18 protein-coding genes, 1 tRNA gene and 2 other RNA genes are annotated in these 21,879 nt (G+C 55.0%); 13 read left to right on the forward strand and 8 right to left on the reverse strand.

The features are described from left to right. Positions 1-195 precede the first annotated feature (195 nt). The gene (gene fdhD / locus AC6I8E_RS00375; protein WP_033734696.1) at positions 196-1,020 is read left to right on the forward strand and encodes a formate dehydrogenase accessory sulfurtransferase FdhD; all 825 of its coding nucleotides are present in this window, start codon (positions 196-198) and stop codon (positions 1,018-1,020) included. Here fdhD and AC6I8E_RS00380 read toward each other — a convergent pair. Further along, a complete protein-coding gene (locus AC6I8E_RS00380) occupies positions 1,017-1,793 on the reverse strand; it encodes a DeoR/GlpR family DNA-binding transcription regulator (protein ID WP_147789674.1) in 777 nt (258 codons plus the stop codon). The two genes, fdhD and AC6I8E_RS00380, sit on opposite strands and share 4 nt — an antisense overlap. A gap of 206 nt (positions 1,794-1,999) precedes the next feature. Between AC6I8E_RS00380 and AC6I8E_RS00385 the strand changes: the two genes are divergently transcribed. The 3 genes from AC6I8E_RS00385 (at position 2,000) to AC6I8E_RS00395 (ending at position 5,411) form a co-directional block, all read left to right on the forward strand. Beyond that, positions 2,000-3,340, forward strand: a complete 1,341-nt coding sequence (locus tag AC6I8E_RS00385) for an aspartate aminotransferase family protein (RefSeq protein WP_147789673.1) — start codon at positions 2,000-2,002, stop codon at positions 3,338-3,340. 282 nt (positions 3,341-3,622) lie between these two features. Then, positions 3,623-4,240 carry a superoxide dismutase [Mn] gene (gene sodA / locus AC6I8E_RS00390; protein WP_013359624.1) on the forward strand — a complete coding sequence of 206 codons (618 nt, stop codon included), beginning with the start codon at positions 3,623-3,625 and terminating at the stop codon, positions 4,238-4,240. Between the two features lie 202 nt (positions 4,241-4,442). Then, positions 4,443-5,411 (forward strand): VirK/YbjX family protein, encoded by a 969-nt coding sequence (locus AC6I8E_RS00395; RefSeq protein ID WP_013359625.1) that lies wholly within the window; start codon positions 4,443-4,445, stop codon positions 5,409-5,411. Positions 5,412-5,419: 8 nt separating this feature from the next. On the opposite strand, the gene AC6I8E_RS00400 is transcribed toward AC6I8E_RS00395, so the two are convergent. From AC6I8E_RS00400 to AC6I8E_RS00425, 6 genes are all read right to left on the reverse strand, one after another. Further along, entirely contained in the window at positions 5,420-5,782 is a 363-nt protein-coding gene (locus AC6I8E_RS00400) for a YibL family ribosome-associated protein (protein WP_013359626.1), read from the reverse strand. Positions 5,783-5,885: 103 nt separating this feature from the next. Then, a complete protein-coding gene (gene mtlR, locus AC6I8E_RS00405) occupies positions 5,886-6,479 on the reverse strand; it encodes a mannitol operon repressor MtlR (RefSeq protein WP_013359627.1) in 594 nt (197 codons plus the stop codon). Between the two features lie 16 nt (positions 6,480-6,495). Further along, the gene (gene mtlD, locus AC6I8E_RS00410) at positions 6,496-7,644 is read right to left on the reverse strand and encodes a mannitol-1-phosphate 5-dehydrogenase (RefSeq protein WP_312217175.1); all 1,149 of its coding nucleotides are present in this window, start codon (positions 7,642-7,644) and stop codon (positions 6,496-6,498) included. Positions 7,645-7,740: 96 nt separating this feature from the next. Further along, positions 7,741-9,675 carry a PTS mannitol transporter subunit IICBA gene (locus AC6I8E_RS00415; RefSeq protein ID WP_013359629.1) on the reverse strand — a complete coding sequence of 645 codons (1,935 nt, stop codon included), beginning with the start codon at positions 9,673-9,675 and terminating at the stop codon, positions 7,741-7,743. 433 nt (positions 9,676-10,108) lie between these two features. Next, positions 10,109-10,825, reverse strand: coding sequence for a DUF3053 domain-containing protein (locus AC6I8E_RS00420; RefSeq protein WP_013359631.1), 717 nt, complete (start codon positions 10,823-10,825; stop codon positions 10,109-10,111). A 234-nt stretch (positions 10,826-11,059) separates the two neighbouring features. Next, positions 11,060-12,658 (reverse strand): gamma-glutamyltransferase family protein, encoded by a 1,599-nt coding sequence (locus tag AC6I8E_RS00425; RefSeq protein WP_147789672.1) that lies wholly within the window; start codon positions 12,656-12,658, stop codon positions 11,060-11,062. A gap of 733 nt (positions 12,659-13,391) precedes the next feature. Here AC6I8E_RS00425 and AC6I8E_RS00430 point away from each other — a divergent pair. After that, positions 13,392-13,688 carry an HTH-type transcriptional regulator gene (locus tag AC6I8E_RS00430; protein WP_010257438.1) on the forward strand — a complete coding sequence of 99 codons (297 nt, stop codon included), beginning with the start codon at positions 13,392-13,394 and terminating at the stop codon, positions 13,686-13,688. 39 nt (positions 13,689-13,727) lie between these two features. On the opposite strand, the gene AC6I8E_RS00435 is transcribed toward AC6I8E_RS00430, so the two are convergent. Further along, positions 13,728-14,324 (reverse strand): HD domain-containing protein, encoded by a 597-nt coding sequence (locus AC6I8E_RS00435; protein ID WP_147789671.1) that lies wholly within the window; start codon positions 14,322-14,324, stop codon positions 13,728-13,730. 63 nt (positions 14,325-14,387) lie between these two features. Here AC6I8E_RS00435 and AC6I8E_RS00440 point away from each other — a divergent pair, with 63 nt between their 5' ends. The 8 genes from AC6I8E_RS00440 (at position 14,388) to dppB (ending at position 21,870) form a co-directional block, all read left to right on the forward strand. Continuing rightward, positions 14,388-14,852: a MarR family winged helix-turn-helix transcriptional regulator gene (locus AC6I8E_RS00440; protein WP_095706422.1), complete on the forward strand. Its 465-nt coding sequence runs from the start codon at positions 14,388-14,390 to the stop codon at positions 14,850-14,852. A 95-nt stretch (positions 14,853-14,947) separates the two neighbouring features. Next, positions 14,948-15,376, forward strand: coding sequence for an organic hydroperoxide resistance protein (locus tag AC6I8E_RS00445; RefSeq protein ID WP_013359635.1), 429 nt, complete (start codon positions 14,948-14,950; stop codon positions 15,374-15,376). Between the two features lie 316 nt (positions 15,377-15,692). Then, positions 15,693-17,384, forward strand: a complete 1,692-nt coding sequence (eptB, locus tag AC6I8E_RS00450) for a kdo(2)-lipid A phosphoethanolamine 7''-transferase (RefSeq protein WP_147789670.1) — start codon at positions 15,693-15,695, stop codon at positions 17,382-17,384. Positions 17,385-17,509: 125 nt separating this feature from the next. After that, positions 17,510-17,586: transfer RNA gene (locus AC6I8E_RS00455), tRNA-Pro, on the forward strand. A 34-nt stretch (positions 17,587-17,620) separates the two neighbouring features. Next, positions 17,621-17,750: non-coding RNA, RtT sRNA (locus AC6I8E_RS00460), on the forward strand. Between the two features lie 35 nt (positions 17,751-17,785). After that, positions 17,786-17,915, forward strand: a non-coding RNA gene (locus AC6I8E_RS00465) — RtT sRNA. 1,153 nt (positions 17,916-19,068) lie between these two features. Then, on the forward strand, positions 19,069-20,679 hold the full coding sequence (gene dppA, locus AC6I8E_RS00470) for a dipeptide ABC transporter periplasmic-binding protein DppA (RefSeq protein ID WP_013359637.1): 1,611 nt from the start codon (positions 19,069-19,071) through the stop codon (positions 20,677-20,679). Between the two features lie 171 nt (positions 20,680-20,850). After that, on the forward strand, positions 20,851-21,870 hold the full coding sequence (gene dppB / locus AC6I8E_RS00475) for a dipeptide ABC transporter permease DppB (RefSeq protein WP_013359638.1): 1,020 nt from the start codon (positions 20,851-20,853) through the stop codon (positions 21,868-21,870). The last annotated feature ends 9 nt before the right edge of the window (positions 21,871-21,879 follow it).

Consider the following 21,879-nt stretch of genomic DNA (forward strand, 5'->3'; position numbering starts at 1 on the left):
GTTAACGCGTAAAAGAGAACTATTCGCATTGTGTCCGCCAGCAGGCGCGGCTACGCCTTTTGGGGGAGAAAACCGCATGAATTGCCCCGCTGTTTATTTGCGCTGGATGGGGCTAAAAGGCAGAATCAGAGCGCGTCAGTGCTCTGCCGACTCGGGCACTGAATTACATAATTTATTAACAACAGGTCATACTTTTTGAAAGCTATCCAGCCTGACTCAGGCGAAGATTTAACAATTCAGGCCGGCGTCAGCAGGACGCAGGTGTGGCAGCGTAAAGACCTGACTGATGCGCAGGATGACTGGCTGGCGGATGAAGTGCCGGTGGCGCTGGTCTATAACGGCATCTCGCACGTGGTGATGATGACTACGCCCAAAGATCTGGAGGCGTTTGCGCTGGGCTTCTCGCTGTCAGAGGGCATTATCGACGCGCCGGGCGACATTTTCGGCATGGACATCGTGCCGGGCTGTGACGGCATTGAGGTTCAGATTGAGCTTTCCAGCCGCCGTTTTATGGCGCTGAAAGCGCAGCGTCGCGCGCTGGCAGGCCGGACCGGCTGCGGTGTGTGTGGCGTTGAACAGCTGGATCAGATTGGCAAGCCGCTCTCTCCGCTGCCGTTTACCCAGACCTTCGCGCTGGAGCAACTGGATCGGGCGCTGGGCCAGCTGAAAGATTATCAGCCGGTCGGACAGAAAACCGGCTGCACCCATGCGGCCGCGTGGATTCAGCCCGATGGCCAGCTGGCCGGTGGGTGTGAAGATGTGGGTCGCCATGTGGCGCTGGATAAGCTGCTGGGGTATCGCAGTCAGGCTGAGTGGGGACCGGGCGCGGTGCTGGTCTCCAGCCGCGCCAGCTATGAAATGGTGCAGAAGTCCGCCATGTGCGGCGTCGAGATCCTGTTCGCGGTTTCAGCCGCGACCCGCCTGGCGGTTGAGGTGGCTGAGCGCTGCAATCTGACGCTGGTCGGCTTCAGTAAACCTGGCCGCGCCACGGTCTACAGCCATCCTCAGCGACTGCGTTAAACCACCATCACTTCTGGCAGCGTCTGCTGCAATGCTTCAAGGGCGGCACCGTTGTCGCCGCCGCTGTCGGTAATCAGCATGGTGATAGTCTGCGGCGGCGCGTAAACCGTGCGGCTGACCACGCCCAGTTTGGTGTGATCGGCCAGCAGATAGCAGGCTGCAGATTGCTGCACCATCGCTCTGGCAATGGCCGCTTCGTGCGGATGAAAACTGCTGGCACCCCGATTCGCCTCAATGCCGACCGGCGACAGCAGCGCGACGTCGGCGCGATAGCGGACGATCTCACCTACGGTGATTTCGCCGCGCGTCTGGTGCGCCCCCGCTGTCATCATCCCGCCCAGCAAAATAATCTGGTTATTCAGCGGTCGATCTTCTTCTCCGGCGCTCAGCGCCAGCGCGGCCTGCAGGCTATTGGTGACTATCGTCAGGCCGGAAAGGGCGTGCAGCTCCTCTGCCAGCAGGGTGGTAGTGCTGCCCGCATCCAGAAACAGCGTCTGTCCCGGCTGCAGCAACCGTGCAGCGGCGCGTGCGATAGAATGCTTCTCGCGGGTCTGCGTACTGCGGCGTTGTGTCAGCGGCGGTTCAGCCGCCGTTTCAATCGCTACCAGGCCACCGTGAACGCGGCGCGCCAGACCCTGCGCTTCCAGCTCAATGATATCGCGGCGCGCGGTTTCGCGAGACACCCCCAGCTCCCTGATGATGCGTTCGGTACTGACCTGATTAAGCCGGGTCAGTAAGGCACGGATGCGATGAAGGCGCGTTTCCTGCAGCATAGCGGTTTCCTTATAAAGCGCGAAGAGCACGGATGATACGCCACTGACGCGAAAGATGCCGTCTGAATCAGAGGGAAGCTTAGCGCGGGGATCGGCCAGCGTCATGTGTATTTTATTGTATTTGTGTATTTGGTTGCATTTTAGATTCAGGCAGGCATGATACAGGGGTCAGCTCTTCCTCCTTCATCCTTGTCACGGGAGTCATTATGGCCACGCGTTCCACCATTATGGATACCAACAGTTTCCGCGCCGAACATGCTGATGCGCTCGACAGCGAAACGCGCAAACTGACCGATAAACGCAGCAAAGTGCTTGGCGAATCCTATCGCCTGTTCTATCGCAAACCGGTTCATCTGGTGCGGGGTGAAGGGCAATATCTGTGGGACGCGGCGGGCGATAAATATCTCGACGTCTACAACAACGTGGCGAGCATCGGCCATTGCCATCCGGCCGTGATTGAGGCGGTGACGCAGCAGATGAAAATGCTGAACACCCATACCCGTTACCTGCATGAAAATATACTCGACTACAGCGAAGCGCTGCTGGCGACCACGCCTGCGGCGATCGATCGCGCGATGTACATGTGCACCGGGTCGGAAGCCAATGACCTGGCGATCCGCGTGGCGCGCGCTTTCAGCGGCGGTACCGGAATTATCGTCAGTAAAGAGGCCTATCATGGCACCAGTGAGCTGACCTCTGGCGCTTCTCCGGCGCTGGGTAGTGGACAGCCGCTGGCACCTACCACGCGGCTGGTGATGCCACCGGATACGTATCGTGTGGATGCGCCGGACCTGGGTGACTGGTTCGCTGATCAGATTCAGCAGCAGATTGATGATATGGCGGCGCATGGCATTAAATTTGCTGGTTTCCTGGCGGACTCGATCTTCTCTTCGGACGGGGTGCTGCCGAATCCGCGCGGCTTCCTGAAAAAGGCGGTCGATGTGGTGCATGCCAACGGCGGTATCTTTATTGCTGATGAAGTCCAGCCTGGCTTTGGCCGTACCGGCGATGCGTTCTGGGGCTTTGGCCGCCACGATGTGGTGCCTGATGTGATTACCACCGGTAAGCCGATGGGCAATGGTATTCCGGTGTCCGGGCTGCTGGCAAAAAGCGACGTGCTGGCCGCCTTCAGTGACTCGATTCCCTACTTCAATACTTTTGGTGGTAATCCGGTGGCGATGGCGGCGGCGCAGGCAGTGCTGAACGTGATCACCGAAGAGGGATTACAGGAACACAGCCGCGTGGTCGGCGCGAAGCTGCTGGCGGAGTTGCAGACCCTGATGGATCGCTATGAGTGCGTGGGCGACGTGCGCGGTGCCGGACTGTTTATCGGCTTTGAACTGGTCACCGATCGTCACAGCAAAACGCCGGATAAAACCCTGGCGCTGAACCTGATCGAGAAGCTGCGTGAACATCGTGTGCTGACCTCGGTCGCTGGCCCGTATGGGAATGTACTGAAACTGCGTCCGCCATTGGCTTTCCAGGAAAGCGACATCGACTGGCTGGTTGGCGCACTCGACAACTCACTGCGCGAGCTGGGTCAGTAAGGCACAGGGCAGGGCAGACGCGGCATCCGGGCAGGCAGCGTGCTTGCTGCTGCCCTGGCTTAAGCGCGCCGCGTGCGCTGTCGGATAAGTCAGAAAAGGCTGAGTCAGCAGCAGCACACTGAAAAAACAATGGGTTGCTTTTGCCGGGTTTCGCAAATCCTTATGGTTAATAGGGCATTGATTACCCTTTTACGCTACATGAATTTAACTATAATGATTCGACTGCTTACGCGGCACGTCCCGAATTCGTCGTGCTGCTCACACTAAATGGAGAGGAAGAACATGAGTTATTCACTGCCATCCCTGCCTTACGCATACGACGCACTGGAACCGCATTTCGACAAGCAGACGATGGAGATCCATCACACTAAACACCACCAGACCTACGTGAACAACGCGAACGCAGCGCTGGAAGGTACTGAATTTGCTAATCTGCCGGTAGACGAGCTGATCACCAAACTGGATCAGCTGCCAGCAGACAAAAAAGGCCCACTGCGTAACAATGCTGGCGGCCACGCTAACCACAGCCTGTTCTGGAAAGGCCTGAAAACCGGCACCACGCTGCAGGGCGACCTGAAAGCGGCTATCGAGAAAGATTTCGGTAGCGTGGAAAAATTCCAGGAAGAGTTTGAGAAAGCTGCCGCCACCCGTTTCGGTTCTGGCTGGGCATGGCTGGTTAAGAAAGGCGACAAACTGGCTGTGGTTTCAACCGCAAACCAGGACAACCCACTGATGGGTGAAGCGGTTGCCGGCGTTTCTGGCTTCCCGATCATCGGTCTGGATGTGTGGGAACACGCTTACTATCTGAAATATCAGAACAAGCGCCCTGACTACATCAAAGCGTTCTGGAACGTGGTTAACTGGGACGAAGCGGCAGCCCGCTTCGCATCTGCTAAATAAGTTAACCAAACGTAAACGTAATGAAGATAAAACCGGTGAAATCTATTTCGCCGGTTTTTTTTGTCCTTATTTTGTGCATTGCCAAAATGAAATGAAAATCGTCAATTATCGGTTTTAATGTTATTCCACATTAACTTTCTGTTGATATTGACTATGTTATGTTCAGTGACATTCCTGCTTAACTCACTGTGTGTCGCTGACTATGTCAATTATAACTACTCACGAAAATACGACCGAATCCTCTGCTTCACTTTTTTTCCAGTTAATCAGTGGCAAATACATTCCGGATAAACTCTGGAACAGTAAACGTTTTCGTCTGAAATTTGTGTTAAGAACCTTAATATCGCCGCTGACCACGCTGCATTATCTGGATGCACTGTCGCATCTGCCGCAACTCCCGTTGCTGATGAGCACTCAGGGATTGCTGCCAGCCAAGCTGCACCGGCCCTATCTGCGTTCAGGCATGAGCATTGCTGCGCGTGCGCAGGCGATTCTCGACCACTACACGCTGATGAACAATCTCGACAATCCTGTGCTGCGTCAGCTGCTGCAGAGCGCTTCAGAAAATCCGCTGGCCGCGCTGACCGGAAAAAATGGCGAAGCTTTTTTACTCTCCTGCAGTTCCGGTTATTTTGATCGTGAAGGGGAAGTGACGCTGGTATTGCGTTATAACGACGAAATTATTGCTTCACTCTCATTTTCGATTCTTAACGAGAATAACCAGCGCACCTTATTAATTGGCGGATTACAGGGGCCGCGGAAACATATTAATAATGAGATGATCCGCGAGGCGACCAAAGCGGCTCACGGTCTCTTCCCGAAACGCCTGTTAATGGAAGCGGTATTTATTGTGGCGAAGCAGTGCGGCGTGGAAAGTATTCAGGCAGTAGGCGATGAGACCCATGTATTTCGCAGCCTGCGTTATCGCCACAGCAAAGGGGATAAATTCTTTGCCAGCTACAGTGAATTCTGGCTGTCGCTGAGTGGTGAAGCGCGCAGGGATGGGATGTTTACGCTGCCGCTGAGCCTGCCGCGTAAAACGCTGGAGGAGATTGCCAGTAAGAAGCGGGCAGAGTATCGCCGCCGTTATGAACTGCTGGATGCGCTGGCGGAGCAGGTTTATGCCGCCGCCGGCGAACGCAAAGCCGATGTCGATCAGGCTGCTGCCTGATCGACCCGTCAGAATGCGGTTTTAGCGAAGCCCGTCATCGCTTTAAGACCCATCTCACGTCCCAGCGCGGTCATTGGATGCACCACCACCAGGCCGCGCACGCTTTTCTTCAGCGCACCCAGATTTGCCTGCTCTTTTTTAGTAATTTCGCGGCTGAAGCCCATCTTCTGCAGCTTCTGCGCTTCGGCACTCAGTTTTTCAACCCGCTGACCGCGCAGACGCTCGATCTCAATGACCAGCGCTTCTTTCTCTTTCAGCAACGCGCCCAGTTTCTCGACATCACCTGATTCCAGTAACTGCGGCTCTTTGCGGTTCAGTGCGTCCAGCTTATCGCTGAGAAGTTTAATTTCGTTCTTTTCTTGCTCTTTCATGACAACAACTCGTTGAGGAAAACAGGCCAAGGATACACCAAATCTGACGTATATTCCCGGCCAGGTTAAGACGAAAAAGGCGTCGTGATGACGCCTGACAGGATTAGCTACCGGACTTTTTAAACGCCTGCTTCATACTGATGCGGGCGATCAGCTCGGTGAGCGACAGGACCATGGTGGATCGCACCATCTGCAGATAGCGCTGCTGCTGCATGCTGCGCAGCTCAGCATCGTCGGTGTGAAACACCGGCGCAGGTGGCCAGGCGGTGACGCAGTGCAGCTCACCAAACGGGCCCAGGATCTCATCGTCGGTAAAACGATAATCGCCGCTGTCGTGATTCAGCTCTTCGCGCAGCGCCAGCAGCAGTTCACCATCTTCATATTCGTGGCGACTGATGACGCCAAGTCCGTAAATCAGCTTCAGGCGAACCGAGAGTTCGCCCAGAGGACCATCGCCCAGCAGCAGCGGCTCTACCGCATATTTCACCGCATAGTCATCTTTACGAAACACCTGCAGCACCAGCAGATTGACGGCCTCAGCCAATAGCTCAACGGCGGCGATCAGAAAGCTTCTCACCGAACGACCGGCGTTCAGGCGCTCAAGCACCCGGTTCTCAAAAGCCTGCTTCTCTTCCATTATTGCCTGCATGGGTTCAATACCGCCGTCGGGCGCAGGTGAACTGCGCCCGGCTTGCATCACTAACACGCGCGCATTATGCCATAGCGTGCCAGGCGCTCACCACAGAAGCCACCACTTCGCTGTCAGCATCCAGCCCTGAAATCTCAGCCAGGGTCGCCTGTGGGCCTTTTTCAGCCAGCAGTGTAGCCAGCTCCTGCGCCTGGGGGTCCTGATCGCTGCGATAGTGCATTGCGGCGGCAATGCCCTGCACCAGGCTGGCGTGCGGCAAACCATACTCCAGCGTGCCCAGCGTCGGCTTGATCAGGCGATCGCCCGCGCTGAGTTTACGCAGCGGCTGACGGCCCACGCGCTCCACATCATCTTTCAGATACGGATTTTCAAAACGACCCAGAATCTTCCGGATGTAGGCCGCATGCTTCTCCGCGTCAAAACCGTAACGCTTGATCAGCACCGCGCCGCTCTCTTCCATTGCGCCTTTCACCACGGCCCGGATTTTTTCGTCGAGGATGGCGTCGCGAATGGTCTGGTGACCGGCCAGCTGGCCGAGGTAGGCGGTAATGGCGTGACCGGTGTTCAGGGTAAAGAGTTTACGCTCAACAAAGGCCATCAGATTATCAGTCAGCTCCATGCCCGGAATGGTCGGCAGGTCGCCTTTAAACTGAGTTTTATCGACGATCCATTCGCTGAAGGTCTCAACGGTCACTTCCAGCGGATCGGTGCTGCCTGCTTCAGACGGAGGCACGATGCGATCGACAGCGGAATCCACAAAGCCGACATGCTGCTCCAGCCAGGCGTGATACTGCTCCGGCAAGGCTTTCAGCACGTGCTGTTTCAGCTGGCTGGTGCCGCGCACCATATTTTCACAGGCGATGATATTTAACGGACGGGTGTTGCCGTTGTCGCTGCGTTTTGCCAGCCCTTTAGCCACACTGCCGGCAATACGCTCCAGAATCTGCGGACCCACGGCGGTGGTGACCAGATCGACTTCAGACACCAGGGTGATGATCTCATCGCTGGTGCTGTTGACCGCACTGACGCCTTTAACGGTTTCCTCTTTGGCCTGCTCGCCAACCACATGAACGGGATACTCATGACGCGCGTTCAGTGCATCCAGCACCGTCTGATTCACATCAGCAAAAACCAGTTCGATACCTGCATCAGCCAGTAATTTGCCGATAAAGCCGCGACCAATGTTTCCTGCTCCGAAATGTAACGCTTTCATAATTTTTGACCCATATCAAATGACGATGGGGCGGGCAAACCCGCCCCAGGAAATCGGGACGGGCATGACCGCCCCAGGGAAAATAATTGCTATAAATTACGCGATTACAGGCTTACCTGACAGCAAATCCAGCACTTCCTGGACGCTGGTGGTATTCGCCAGCTTCTCAATCACGCTGTCATCATCCAGCGCGTTGGTCAGGCTGGTGATCACCTGGATGTGCTCGTTGTTGCGGGCCGCAATACCAATCACCAGGCGCGCCACATCGTCCGGCTCTTCGCCGAACAGAACGCCTGCCGGATACTGACAGAACACTACGCCGGTTTTCAGCACGCGATCTTTCGCTTCAACCGTGCCGTGTGGTACTGCGATCGACTCACCGAGATAGGTCGGCGTCAGTTTTTCACGCGCCAGCATCGCATCAATATATTCAGGTTCAACGTAACCACCTTTGACCAGCTGTTCGCCGGCAAAGCGAATCGCCTGCTCTTTGTTGCTGGCGGTCAGACCGAGGAAGACATTATCCGCGCCCAGTTTAAACAGGTGCGCATTGCCTTCATCGTAGCTGTCTGAGAGCGCGGTATTCACCGTCTCACGATGTACGTCGCTGCGGTTCGCCGCCACCAGACGTTCTGTCAGGGTGCTGTAGAGCGCGCTGTCGAGGAAGTTATTCAGCGAGATATGCTGGGCATGTGGCGCCTGGCGAATCGCGCGTTCAGTCAGGTCACGATGCGTAATCACCAGATCGACATCACCCGGCAGGGCGTTGATGGCGGTGTTGGTTACCGACACATTGCTCAGACCGGCGTCCTGCACTTTCTTGCGCAGCACGCCTGCACCCATGGCGCTGGAACCCATACCGGCGTCACAGGCCACGATGATTTTACGCACGTGATGCAGCTCGACGCTCATGGCATCGCTGGCGACGGCGCTGCCCGTTGTGCTCTGGCCTTTAGACTGCGCTTTCATCTCATGCATGCGCTGGGTCGCGGCTTCAATATCGTCATCTTCTTTGACTTTGCTGGTTTTCAGCAGGATAGCGGAAACCACGAAGGAGACGGCGAAGGCTGCAGCGATAGCGGCGATGTTGGCGAAGTAGGCACCTTTTGGCGTCATTGCCAGCACGGCCAGGATAGAACCTGGTGAGGCAGGAGAGACCAGGCCACCGTTCAGCACGGTCAGCGTGAAGACGCCGGTCATACCGCCCAGGATAACCGCCAGCAGCAGGCGAGGGGCCATCAGCACATACGGGAAGTAGATCTCATGGATGCCGCCGAGGAAGTGGATAATCGCCGCACCGCCCGCAGACTGTTTAGCACTGCCACGGCCAAAGAACATGTAGGCCATCAGTACGCCCATACCCGGACCCGGGTTGGCTTCGATCAGGAAGAAGATCGACTTACCCGCTTCGCTCGCCTGCTGGATACCCAGCGGTGAGAAAATACCGTGGTTAATGGCGTTGTTCAGGAACAGGATTTTCGCCGGTTCCACGAAGATGGAAGTCAGTGGCAGCAGGTTGTTCTGCACCATCAGATTCACGCCTGCGGCGAGAATGTGTGACAGACCTTCAACCAACGGACCGATTGCCAGGAACGCCAGCAGTGCCAGGATCATCCCGATAATACCGGCCGAGAAGTTGTTAACCAGCATCTCGAAGCCGCTTTTGATTTTGCCGTCAATCGCCCGGTCAAACGACTTAATTGCCCAGCCGCCCAGCGGACCGGCAATCATCGCACCGAGGAACATCGGCATATCTGCACCGACAATCACACCCATGGTCGTAATCGCGCCAACCACGCCGCCGCGATCGCCGCCCACCAGACGCCCACCGGTAAAACCGATCAGCAGAGGCAGCAGGTAGGTGATCATCGGGCCAACCAGTTTTGCCAGCGTTTCGTTAGGGATCCAGCCAGTTGGAATAAACAGTGCGGTGATGATACCCCAGGCGATAAACGCCCCGATGTTCGGCATCACCATATTACTCAGAAAGCGACCAAAGCTCTGTACTTTGACCTTCACTGATGAGGACATAAACCCACCCCTTATTGAGACGCGCTGCAATAGGAGAGCGCGCTTGTTTTTGTTTAGCCACCCCGACGCAAAGCCGGTGGTATTACTGTATGCACGCGGACTCTATCACGCGAATTTGACGCTGCGTAGCGCATGGAGCAAGTGTGATCTGTGTCACTGATTGAGGGTGGTGGAAGGGGTGGTTTGCGTGATTTTGATCACATTTTTGTCGGCATTAATGATCGTTTTGCCTGGATTCTGGCCGGACTGGCAGGTTATCTGTGAGATGAATCACACTTATCGGCAGGGTATTTGTTATATAAATGTGACTTAGATCACAAACTATTTTTGGTCGAAAATGCGCCGGATCACACTTCATTATCCAGGTGACAGGAAGAGAGATGAAAAGGGGAATGAGCCGGGCAGACGAATAACGCCTGCCCGTTAAACGGTTTTACTGCAGACCACCCTGGACGGCAGCCTGTGCCTGAGGAAGTGCCTGCGAATTGGCTGATAAAGTGCTCATCAGCGCGTTATATTGTGAAGCCTGATCCTGCGTCGGGAACTGCACGCCACCATCATTGAAGCTGACACGGTTTCCCTGCGTTTGCAGGAAATCGCCGGCCTGTACGGCACCCTGACTCAGCGCCTGGAGTTTTGGCAGCAGCGGAATCAGCTGATTGGCAGGCACCGTCACCACTTTGTTGTAGGCGGTGTCATAGACTTTTTTCAGGTCATCCGGCTGCTTCAGGGCCGCTTTGCTGCTGTCCGCCTGCATTTTTGCGCTTTCAATCTGCTGGGTAACGATCACCAGTGCGCTGTTCGCCTGACGCAGGGAATCACGACGGCTAAGATAATCCTGCGGAACGCGAATGGCCGAAAGCTCATCCACCACCGGACGCATACCCTGCTCAACGGCCTTGTTCGCCTGCTGTGAGAAGCCATACATGATGGCGTAATCGCTGGCGAAGTTGCCAAAGCTCTGCTTCTGATTCTCGCTGAGGCTGGGCAGATGCTCGCCGCTGCGCATGACGGTGTTCTGGAGGAAATCGATAAATGCTTTGCGCTGCTCGCCTTCTTTATCACCGCACGCGGTGAGTTGCAGCACAATCAGCGCGCCAGCGAGCATCATGCCGCCGCGTGCCATAAGGCGTGTAAGTCCTGAAGCCATGGGTTCAACTCCTGTCGGTGATACTGTCGGATGTCCAGGTAAGAATGGCCTAAAGAATAGAACAAACCCGCATCACGGCACAATGTGAAACCACCTGTGAAACAGACGCTTTCTGAAACGCCGGTTAAAGAACGGGATTGTCTGCGTGTCAGGGCAAGCTGCTTTGCCTGCCATTGCGGGCAAAGCGTGTAGCTGAAAGGCACACTTAGCGACCTGACGCGCGCTGGCGCGGCCTTAAAACACTACCGCCTGACCATCTTTGCGACTCTCGCTGGCTGCGATATAGAAGCCCTGCGGATCGCGTACGATTACCTGTGCGCCACCAAAGTTGTAGTTACTCAGAGGGTCTTCCAGCACCACATTGTGCCCCATACGGCGCAGCGTGCTCAGGGTATTGCGATCGAGAGTGGATTCAAACACCACCTCACGTCCCTGTACCACGCGCCAGCGCGGCGCATCAATCGCGGCCTGCGGATTCTGCCGGTGCAGCATAATCCGCAGCGCCAGCTGAACGTGTCCCTGCGCCTGCATCGGGCCGCCCATCACGCCAAACGCCATCAGCGGCTGGCCCTGCTGATCCAGCGCAAAGGCCGGAATGATGGTATGGAAAGGCCGCTTACCGCCCGCCACAACGTTGGGATGCTCCGGGTCGAGTGAAAAGCCTGCGCCACGGTTCTGCAGGCTGATGCCGGTATCGGGTACGACCACGCCAGAGCCAAAGCCCATGTAATTGGACTGGATGAAAGAGACCATCATGCCGCTGGCATCCGCTGCCGCGACATACACCGTGCCGCTTTGCTGCGGTGATCCAAAGCGGAAATCTCCTGCTTTATCAGGGTCGATTAATGCTGCCCGCTGGCGGATGTACTCTTTGCTCAGGAGTAATTCAGCCGGAAATTCAAGGTGATCCTCGTCAGTGACATAACGGTCCAGATCAACCAGCGCCAGTTTCATCGCCTCAATAGAAAGATGCAGCCACTGCGGTGAATCGGGTGCATAGCGATTGATCTCCCACCCTTCCAGAATGCCGAGCGTAATTAAGGTCGCTATCCCCTGACCATTCGGCGGCAGCTCCTGCACCGATCCGCCGGCAAACGGATGCGACAGCAGGTTAACCCAGTCAGCACGATGGTTTTTTAAATCCTCCAGCGTCAGCGCCGCGTCATGTTCGCGGGCGAAGGCCGCCATTTTCTGCGCCAGTGCGCCGCGATAAAAACTTTCGCCTCCAGTCTCAGCGATCTCCTGCAGGGTGCGGGCCTGCGCCGGGTTGCGGAACAGCTCGCCCGTACGCGGTGGACGGCCCTGCGGCGCAAAGCAGCTGCTGAAACCAGGCTGATCCCGCAGCTTGTCATAGCCGCGCTGCCACAGCTGACCAATCAGCGGAGAGACCGGAAAGCCGTCGTGCGCATAGTCAATTGCCGGTTGCGCCAGGGTGGTCAGCGGTAAGGTGCCGAAGCGCTGCGCCAGCGTCACCCACGCCGAGACGGCGCCCGGCACAGTGACAGACTCCCAGCCGGTTTCAGGCATCGCGCTCAGAGCGGCAAAGCGTTCGGGACGCCAGGCGGCGGGCGCCCGACCTGAAGCATTTAAGCCATGCAGCTCGCTGCCGTCCCAGACAATCGCAAACGCATCACTGCCGATGCCGTTTCCGGTCGGCTCCAGCACGGTTAAGGCGATGGCGGTGGCGATAGCCGCATCCACGGCGTTCCCACCCTGTTGCAGCATCCGTAAACCCGCCTGTGCCGCCAGCGGTTGCGAGGTTGCGACGGCATTGCGGCCCATCATCGGCACGCGATGAGAGGGATAGCCGACGTTAAAATCTGTTTCACGCATCGCTTTTCCTTAAAGAGGTCAGGAGTGAATTTTCCCGTCATCAGCACGTGATTCCACAGCTGCACGTTTAGCGCGCAAAGGGCTCGTTTTTAGCCGCCAGCTGCACCGTTATGAGGCGTCAGCCGTTTCGTTAGGATGACTGTTGATTCATCTGACGATACAGGGGCGTTAAGACTAAAAGATTTCTCCGCACTGCACTGTGAGCCGCCGCGCGCCAGGGTTCAGGCGCTAACCAGGACTATTCTTAAATTAATCAGAACCGTGAATATAAGTGTTCAGGAAGTAAACCATTGGCGTATATTTTGCACTCACAAGGTGAAGAGGTGTAGTGCTTCACAGAAATGAGAATATGCCTGAGAAAAGCTTGATGGCATCCACATAAATCGCAAACACCATTTGATTTTTTTGCACGCTATGCCAGCACAAAAATCAACTGCCTCAGCAGGTTAGAGGTGCTGGAACATTTCCGGCAAACCATAGTGAAAAAAATAATTATAAATTGCGCGGCAAATAGTCAGGTCTCTATCCATACTTAGTCTCCCGGCATTTGTTGCATTGACCTGACATCATTAAAGCAGTGCACCGCAGGCTGTGTCCCGTAATGGTTTTTCTCATAACAAAAACAAACCCTTGCGGGATCCAGCCTGAAACAGGCCCGGTTTCAGAGTCCTGACTTCAGGCTCGTACCTCTCTACTTTCACGTGCTTCATAGTGAGTTTTTAAGGAGTTCTCTATGGAATTAAAAGACCCGATGTTTGAATTGCTCAGCAGCCTTGAGCAGATTGTTTTGACACGTGATGATCGCGCCGCCGAGTTACTTATTCAGCGTCAGCAACCCGCCCAGCCAGAGCCGCAGCGTCTGCGTGAAATGACCGGCATGCAGGTTGATGAATTTGCAAAAGTGATGGGCGTGAGCGTCTCTTCCGTGAAAAGCTGGGAAGCGCGGCGTACCCGTCCTTCCGCGACGGCGCAGAAATTAATGAAGTTATTGCATGCCAATCCCTATCTGGGACGGCAGTTGCTTGAATAATCAGGCATCACGAGAAGAACCCGCCGCTGGCGGGTTTTTTTATGCGCGCATTTCGCTGTATTTAGCGGCCTGTTTCACAAACCAGCTCGCTGGCACGTTGTAGGGAGGCTCCCGCAGTTGGGCAAGGCCGCTTTCAATGATCGTTGACGCCTGTTGCCATAACTGCGCATCACCCTCCTTCAGCAGCGCAATCTGTATCTGTTTTTCCACCAGATAGACCCGAGCAAAGTCAGGATCAAAACGCACAATCGCGCGGGTATTGTCGATGATGTCAGCCAGTTTGATCGTCTGCGCCTCAGGACTGGCGCTGGCCGTATGGCGAAAGTGCGCCAGTTTACGGGCCGCCCGATTTTTTGCCGCTGTGGGTGTGCTGTCGGTCAGCATCTCCACCAGGCTGGCCACGTGCGCACCAAACCGGGCTTCGATATCCCCCAGCGTGGCAGAGGTATCTTCTACGGTGTCGTGCAGCCAGGCGGCGGCTAACATGGCATCGTCATGAGTGACGCTGCGCACCAGCTCCACTACCGCAGCCGGATGAACAATGTAAGGCTCATCGGTATATTTGCGGCGCTGACCGGCACCGGCATGTGCCTCAGTGGCGAAACGACGCGCCTGTTCTTCCAGTGAATCCTGCATGCTATTTCTCCTGACAAAAAAGTTTGCTTGCAATTATCTAGCGCGCTATCTATATTAATCATCATGAACTGTGATCAAGATGACAAAAAAGTGAAAACGATGCCACTGTTGGTCGATCAGCAACTCTGTTTTGCGCTTTATTCTGCCAATCTGGCGATGAATAAAGTCTATCGACAGTTGCTGAGCCAGCTCGACATTACCTATCCGCAGTATCTGGTGATGCTGGTGTTGTGGCAGAAAGATGATGTCACGGTGTCAGAGATTGGCGAGCAGCTTTTTTTAGATTCGGCAACATTAACGCCACTGCTGAAGCGGCTGGAAAGCGCAGGTCTGATTAACCGACAGCGCACCCGGCAGGATGAACGCCAGGTTGCGGTAACGCTAACAGAGGCTGGCCGCGCGCTGCGCGTTAAGGCTGAAGCGATTCCTGAAGCGGTTAAATGTGCCACAGCCTGTGACGATGATGCCCTGCTGGCGCTGAAATTACAGCTCGATGGGTTGCGTGATAACCTGAATCAATCACGATAAATATTGCCGACGGATGCGCTGCATCCGTTGAACCTCACCGCCTGATTACGGTTAAATAAGTAGCAGGCGATTAAATAGCGTAACGGAGAAATGTCATGTCTTTAGAACAAGTGGTTTACCGCGCCAAAGCCAAAGCAACCGGTGGTCGCGATGGTCGTGCAACCTCTTCTGATGGTGTACTGGACGTTAAACTGGGCGTGCCAAAAGAGATGGGCGGTGCAGGCGGCGAAGTGACTAACCCTGAGCAGCTGTTTGCTGCAGGCTACTCTGCCTGCTTCCTGGGTGCGATGAAGTTTGTTGCTGGCCGCGACAAAATCGCGATGCCAAAAGATGCGTGGATTGAAGGTGAAGTCGGTATCGGTCCTATCCCTGATGGCTTTGGTATCGAAGCGACCCTGAATATTCATCTGCCAGAGATGGATGAAGCAGAAGCGCAGAAGCTGGTTGATGCGGCGCATATCGTTTGTCCTTACTCAAACGCTACCCGCAACAACATCGACGTTACGCTGAACATCATTCGCTAAGCGTGCCGCGGGCCTGAACCATCAGGCCCGCATTTTTCATTCATCACATCCTCTCTCCTGCTGTTTTCTGCGTCAGCCAGCCAACAGTCACTCTCCGCCATGTACAAAAAATGTGCTAATCCGGTCGACAACGATTATTTTCTGGTCTATCAACCGCGGCCATGTTTTACTGAGCCACCTCGCGTTATAGCCAGTAAATCCGTTCAGAATTTTCCTTCATCTTGTCCGGTCCGCTTATTCAGCGAACTCTGCCGCGTTTCGGCAGTCACATAAAAGATTTGGTCAAGCGCTTCACACCGGAGAAACTCCTTTTTTCATGAATTATATTAAAACCCTGACTCAGCAGAAGTTATCGCTACTGCTGGCGCTCTACCTCGGTATCTTACTGAACTTACCGATTTTCTATCGTCGTTTTGACGGTTTTCTCAGGCAATCCACGGTAACGAACTGGCTCACTGCCGTCACCGAGGTCGTGGCCATTGTGCTGCTGACGTTCTTTCTGATGCGTCTGCTGTCGCTGGGCGGAAAGTGGTTTTATCGCGTGCTGGCCACGATGATTGTTCTGATCTCTGTTGCCGCCGCCTATTACATGGCGTTTTTTAACGTTGTAATTGGCTACGGCATTGTGGCGTCGGTGATGACGACCGATACCGATCTTTCTAAAGAAGTGGTTGGCTACCATTTCATCCTGTGGATGGTTCTGGTCAGCGCGCTGCCGCTGCTGATGATCTGGCGCAACAGGCTGAGCATGACACTGAATGAACAGCTGCGTACGCCAGGGCAGCGCCTGAAACCGACCCTGATTATGCTGCTCTGCGTAGCCCTGGTCTGGCTGCCGATCCGTTATTTCGACAAGCTGCAGAAGCATAATGAAGAGATCACTAACATCGATCTGCCGAGCTACGGCGGTGTGGTCGCCCACTCGTATCTTCCTTCCAACTGGCTGGCGGCTGTGGGACTGTTTGCCTGGACCCGCGTGGATGAGTCGCTAAATAGCGAGGAGCTGCTGGATCCGGCGAAGAAGTTTACCTACGTTGCGCCTGCCGGTCTGGACGATACCTATGTGGTGTTTGTGATTGGCGAAACCACCCGCTGGGATCACATGGGAATGCTGGGTTATGAGCGCGACACGACGCCTAAGCTGTCGAAAGAGAAGAACCTGGTCGCGTTCCGCGGCGAGTCCTGTGATACCGCGACGAAGCTGTCGCTGCGCTGCATGTTCGTACGCGAAGGCGGTACCATGGATAACCCTGGCCGCACGCTGAAAGAGCAGAATGTGTTTGCGGTGATGAAAGAGCTGGGCTTCACCTCTGAGCTGTTTGCGATGCAGAGTGAAGTCTGGTTCTACGACAACGTCAATGCCAACAACTTTGCTTTCCGTGAGCAGATTGGTTCAGAGAAGCGCAATCAGGGCAAAGCGGTCGATGACATGCTGCTGGTGCCGGAGATGAAAGCGTCACTGGATCGTTTTCCGAAAGGTAAGCATCTGGTGGTGCTGCACACCAAAGGTTCGCACTATCTTTATTCACAGCGTTATCCGCGTAGCTTCGCGAAGTACCAGCCGGAGTGTATGGGCGTCGATGAGACCTGCAGTAAAGCGCAGCTGATCAACGCTTATGACAACTCGGTGCTGTATGTCGATAGCATGCTGGATAGCGTGCTGGATCAGCTGCGTGATAAGAAGGCGATCGTCTTCTATGCTGCTGATCACGGTGAGTCGATCAGCGAAAATATGCACCTGCACGGTACGCCGCGTGAGATGGCACCGCCGGAGCAGTTCCGTGTGCCGATGATGGTCTGGGCGTCAGATAAGTATCTGGAAGATAGTCAGAACCGCAGCAACTTCGAGCGCCTGCAGGCGCAACAACGTGTGGGCCGCACGCATCGTCACGTTGAGTTGTTCGATACCATCCTGGGTTGTCTGGGCTACACCTCGCCAGATGGCGGCATTAACCCGGCTAACAACTGGTGTCAGGCACCGGCTAAAAGTCAGGCTAAAGCGCTGTAATAGTGAGCGAAAAGGGCAGGGCAGGTGGTTAATTTCCGGTAACCGCGTGCTTTCCAGGCGATTGGCGGCAAAAGCATAAAAAGCGGTTGACGCTGATCGGGGGTAGCAGTAACATGCGCCCCCATCGGCGAGTAGCGCAGCTTGGTAGCGCAACTGGTTTGGGACCAGTGGGTCGGAGGTTCGAATCCTCTCTCGCCGACCATATTTAAGAAACCTGTCTGAAAAGACAGGTTTTTTTTCGTCTGTAGAAAATGAGGATGAGGACCTCCGAAGGAGGTTTGAGCCGAGCGTAGCGAGACAACGTTGCTTCAGCAACGGCCCGGAGGGCGCTGCTCGAAGAGCAGAGTAATCCTCTCTCGCCGACCATATTTAAGAAACCTGTCTGAAAAGACAGGTTTTTTTTTCGTCTGTAGAAAATGAGGATGAGGACCTCCGAAGGAGGTTTGAGCCGAGCGTAGCGAGACAACGTTGCTTCAGCAACGGCCCGGAGGGCGCTGCTCGAAGAGCAGAGTAATCCTCTCTCGCCGACCATATTTAAGAAAACCTGTCTGAAAAGACAGGTTTTTTTTCGTCTGTAGAAAAGTCATGGGCAGGCAAAAAAATTAGTGGTGTGCGGGCTTCAGGGAGCATACGCCTTCCGCAAAGACGCAAAACCGCCATCCCTGGCGAGCTCTGCGCGGGTGATTACGCACCTCATCCCTGTGGTGCGCCCGTTGCCGGGCCAACGCGTTGCGTTGTTCAAAAACGCTCCCGGCGTTTTTATCCGGGCGGCGCGATGCTTTGCTGCAGGCGTATGCTCCCTTCGCTTCACGTCTGGCAGACGCATTTGAAACTTACAGAAGCACTTCAGACGGCTGAAAGATTTAAACCCTGGGAATCTGACCGCAGCGCATAAACACAAGGCGGAGGGAACACGGGCAGAGGAGGAAAGCGTCCCACGCCAGGGACGGCGTGGGCCGAGCGTCCAGGGATGGTTTAAGCGCCTTTCCGATCTGCCCGTGTTCCCGAAGCAGATCTCGATCTTAACGCCACTCCCGCTTACCACATTTTGTTTTGTTGCCCTCCTCGCTGCCTTCCAGAAAGTTCCAGTAAACTCCATCCGCCGCGCATTTCGCTTACCCGCCGTTATTGTTACCCCTTTCCCGCTGTCAGGCCTTGCCCTGTAAGAGTTACGATCATAATTCGCGACACATTCTTCTTATGACCGAAAGCGGCAACATGCTGATTTCTTATGCTTCTTTCCCAGCATATTCCGCTGGTTGAACGTCATAACGCACGGTGAATCGTTCAGTTATTCAACATTTGCCGGTAAAAGTTTTAAGTTTTTTAGCGGTGAGAATCACTAGCGATAGAGCCGCTATCCAGCACAATGCACGGAATTCAGGCCAGCTACGCTGTGCATTGTATGGCTTTCAGACAGAAACGGTTTTTATTACCGTTGCATGCTATTCCTCACACTCTGTGTAAATAAGTAACCGTTGTATTGACGTTCTTTGCAACTGTTGACAAATTGATGCGTCAATAAACGCGCAGTTACGGAATTTTCTGAATGCACAATCTGCGTCAGAAAAAACATAAAAAACGCAGCGCGCGTTAACCACCTGTTCGGTGGTACGCCTGAACCGCATAAAAAAATCAGAGGTCGGGCAATACACACAACATCACATCACAATGGAGCAAAAGCATGATCAACTCCTTGGCTAAATCCGGGATGCTGAAGGTCGGTCTGAGCCTGATTGCTATGACTGTCGCCGCCGGTGTTCAGGCAAAAACCCTCGTTTACTGTTCTGAAGGTTCTCCGGAAGGCTTTAACCCGCAGTTGTTCACCTCGGGCACCACCTACGATGCCAGCTCACGTCAGATCTACAATCGACTGGTTGAGTTCACTATCGGCACCACCGAACTGCACGCTGCGCTGGCAGAGAAGTGGGATGTCAGTGAAGACGGTAAAACCTACACCTTCCACCTGCGTAAAGGTGTGAAGTGGCAGACCACCAAAGATTTCAAACCGACGCGCGACTTCAATGCGGATGATGTGGTGTTCACCTTTGAGCGCCAGCTGGATAAAAACAACGCCTACCACGGCGTCTCCGGCGGCAGCTACGAATATTTCGAAGGCATGGACATGCCGAAGCTGATCAGCAAAATCGAAAAAGTGGACGAGAATACCGTTCGCTTCGTGCTGACCCGCCCTGAGTCACCGTTCCTTGCTGACCTCGGCATGGACTTCGCCTCGATTCTGTCGAAAGAGTACGCAGACAACATGCTGAAAGCGGGCACCCCGCAAAACGTCGACCTGAACCCGGTCGGTACCGGTCCGTTCCAGCTGCTGCAGTACCAGAAAGATTCGCGCATTCTTTACAAAGCTAACCCGGATTACTGGGGCACCAAGCCAAAAATCGATCGCTTAGTCTTCTCCATTACCCCGGATGCGTCGGTGCGCTACGCCAAGCTGCAGAAGGGCGAATGTCAGGTCATGCCATATCCGAACCCGGCTGACATTGCGCGTATGAAGCAGGACAAAAACATCAACCTGTATGAGCAGGCTGGCCTGAACGTCGGCTATCTGTCGTACAACGTTGAGAAAAAACCGCTGGATAACCTGAAAGTGCGTCAGGCACTGACCATGGCGGTCAACAAAAAAGCGATTATCGACGCCGTTTATCAGGGTGCAGGCCAGCCGGCTAAAAACCTGATCCCACCAACGATGTGGGGCTATAACGACGACGTAAAAGACTACGCCTACGATCCTGAGAAAGCCAAAGCGCTGCTGAAAGAAGCGGGCATGGCAGACGGTTTCTCCATCGACCTGTGGGCAATGCCGGTTCAGCGTCCGTACAACCCCAACGCTCGCCGCATGGCTGAGATGATTCAGAGCGACTGGGCGAAAATTGGCGTCAAAGCCAAAATCGTCACCTACGAGTGGGGCGAATATCTGAAGCGCGCCAAAGCGGGTGAGCACCAGACCGTCATGATGGGCTGGACTGGCGACAATGGGGATCCGGATAACTTCCTGGCCACCCTGTTCAGCTGCTCAGCGGCGAAAGATGGCTCTAACTACTCGCGCTGGTGTGATAAATCCTTCGAGGATCAGATTCAGCCCGCTCGCGCCACCGCCGATCAGGCGAAGCGTATCGAGTACTACAAGCAGGCTCAGGTTGTAATGCATGACCAGGCACCGGCGCTGATGATCGCGCACTCAACGGTATACGAACCGGTCAGCAAAAAAGTCTCCGGTTACAAAGTCGATCCGCTGGGCGGACACTACTTTGCTCAGGTAGACATTAAAGAATAATTGTCGCCTTTTCCGGGGCGACTGCGCGTCGCCCCGGCTTTATCTCCCTGTTTTACTGGAAACGGTAGAGGCGCAGCCTGTCTGCGTCGCGGTCGGGCCTACCCGATCGTCAGATGTAAGCAATAACAACCCTCGCGGCGACGGTCGCGCGGACAAGAGAGAACCCGGATTATGCTGCAGTTCATACTCCGACGTCTGGGCCTTGTCATCCCAACGTTTATCGGTATTACATTACTCACCTTCGCGTTTGTTCACATGATCCCGGGCGATCCGGTGCTGATCATGGCTGGCGAGCGCGGTATTTCTCCTGAACGTCATGCACAGTTAATGGCGCTGTTAGGTCTGGATCAGCCGCTGTGGAAACAGTACCTGAACTACATTAACGGCGTATTACATGGCGACCTGGGCATTTCACTCAAGAGCCGCATCCCTGTCTGGGATGAGTTTGTTCCGCGCTTCAAAGCGACGCTGGAACTTGGCATCTGCGCCATGATATTTGCCGTGGCCATTGGTATCCCGGTTGGGGTGCTGGCGGCGGTAAAACGCGGTTCAATTTTCGATCACACCGCCGTGGGCATCTCACTGACCGGCTACTCCATGCCAATCTTCTGGTGGGGCATCATGCTGATCATGCTGGTCTCGGTGCAGCTCAACCTGACACCGGTTTCCGGGCGGGTCGGCGACACCGTCTTCCTGGATGACAGCATGCCGCTGACCGGCTTTATGCTGATCGACACCTTCTTCTGGGGTGAGCCGGGCGACTTCCACGATGCGGTGATGCACATGATCCTGCCCGCCATCGTGCTCGGCACCATTCCGCTGGCGGTCATTGTACGAATGACGCGTTCGGCAATGCTCGAAGTACTGGGTGAAGATTACATCCGTACGGCGCGTGCCAAAGGCCTGACGCGGATGCGCGTAATCGTGGTGCATGCACTGCGTAACGCCATGCTGCCGGTGGTGACGGTCATTGGTCTGCAGGTCGGCACGTTGCTGGCCGGGGCGATTCTGACCGAAACCATCTTCTCGTGGCCGGGTCTGGGGCGCTGGCTGATTGAAGCGTTGCAGCGCCGTGACTATCCGGTGGTGCAGGGCGGTGTGCTGCTGACCGCGGTACTGATTATTGTGGTCAACCTGCTGGTTGATCTGCTGTATGGCGTGGTTAACCCGCGCATACGTCACAAGAAATAAGGGGGCATC

The organism is Pantoea sp. X-Soil-YNGN-785, assembly GCF_059730585.1.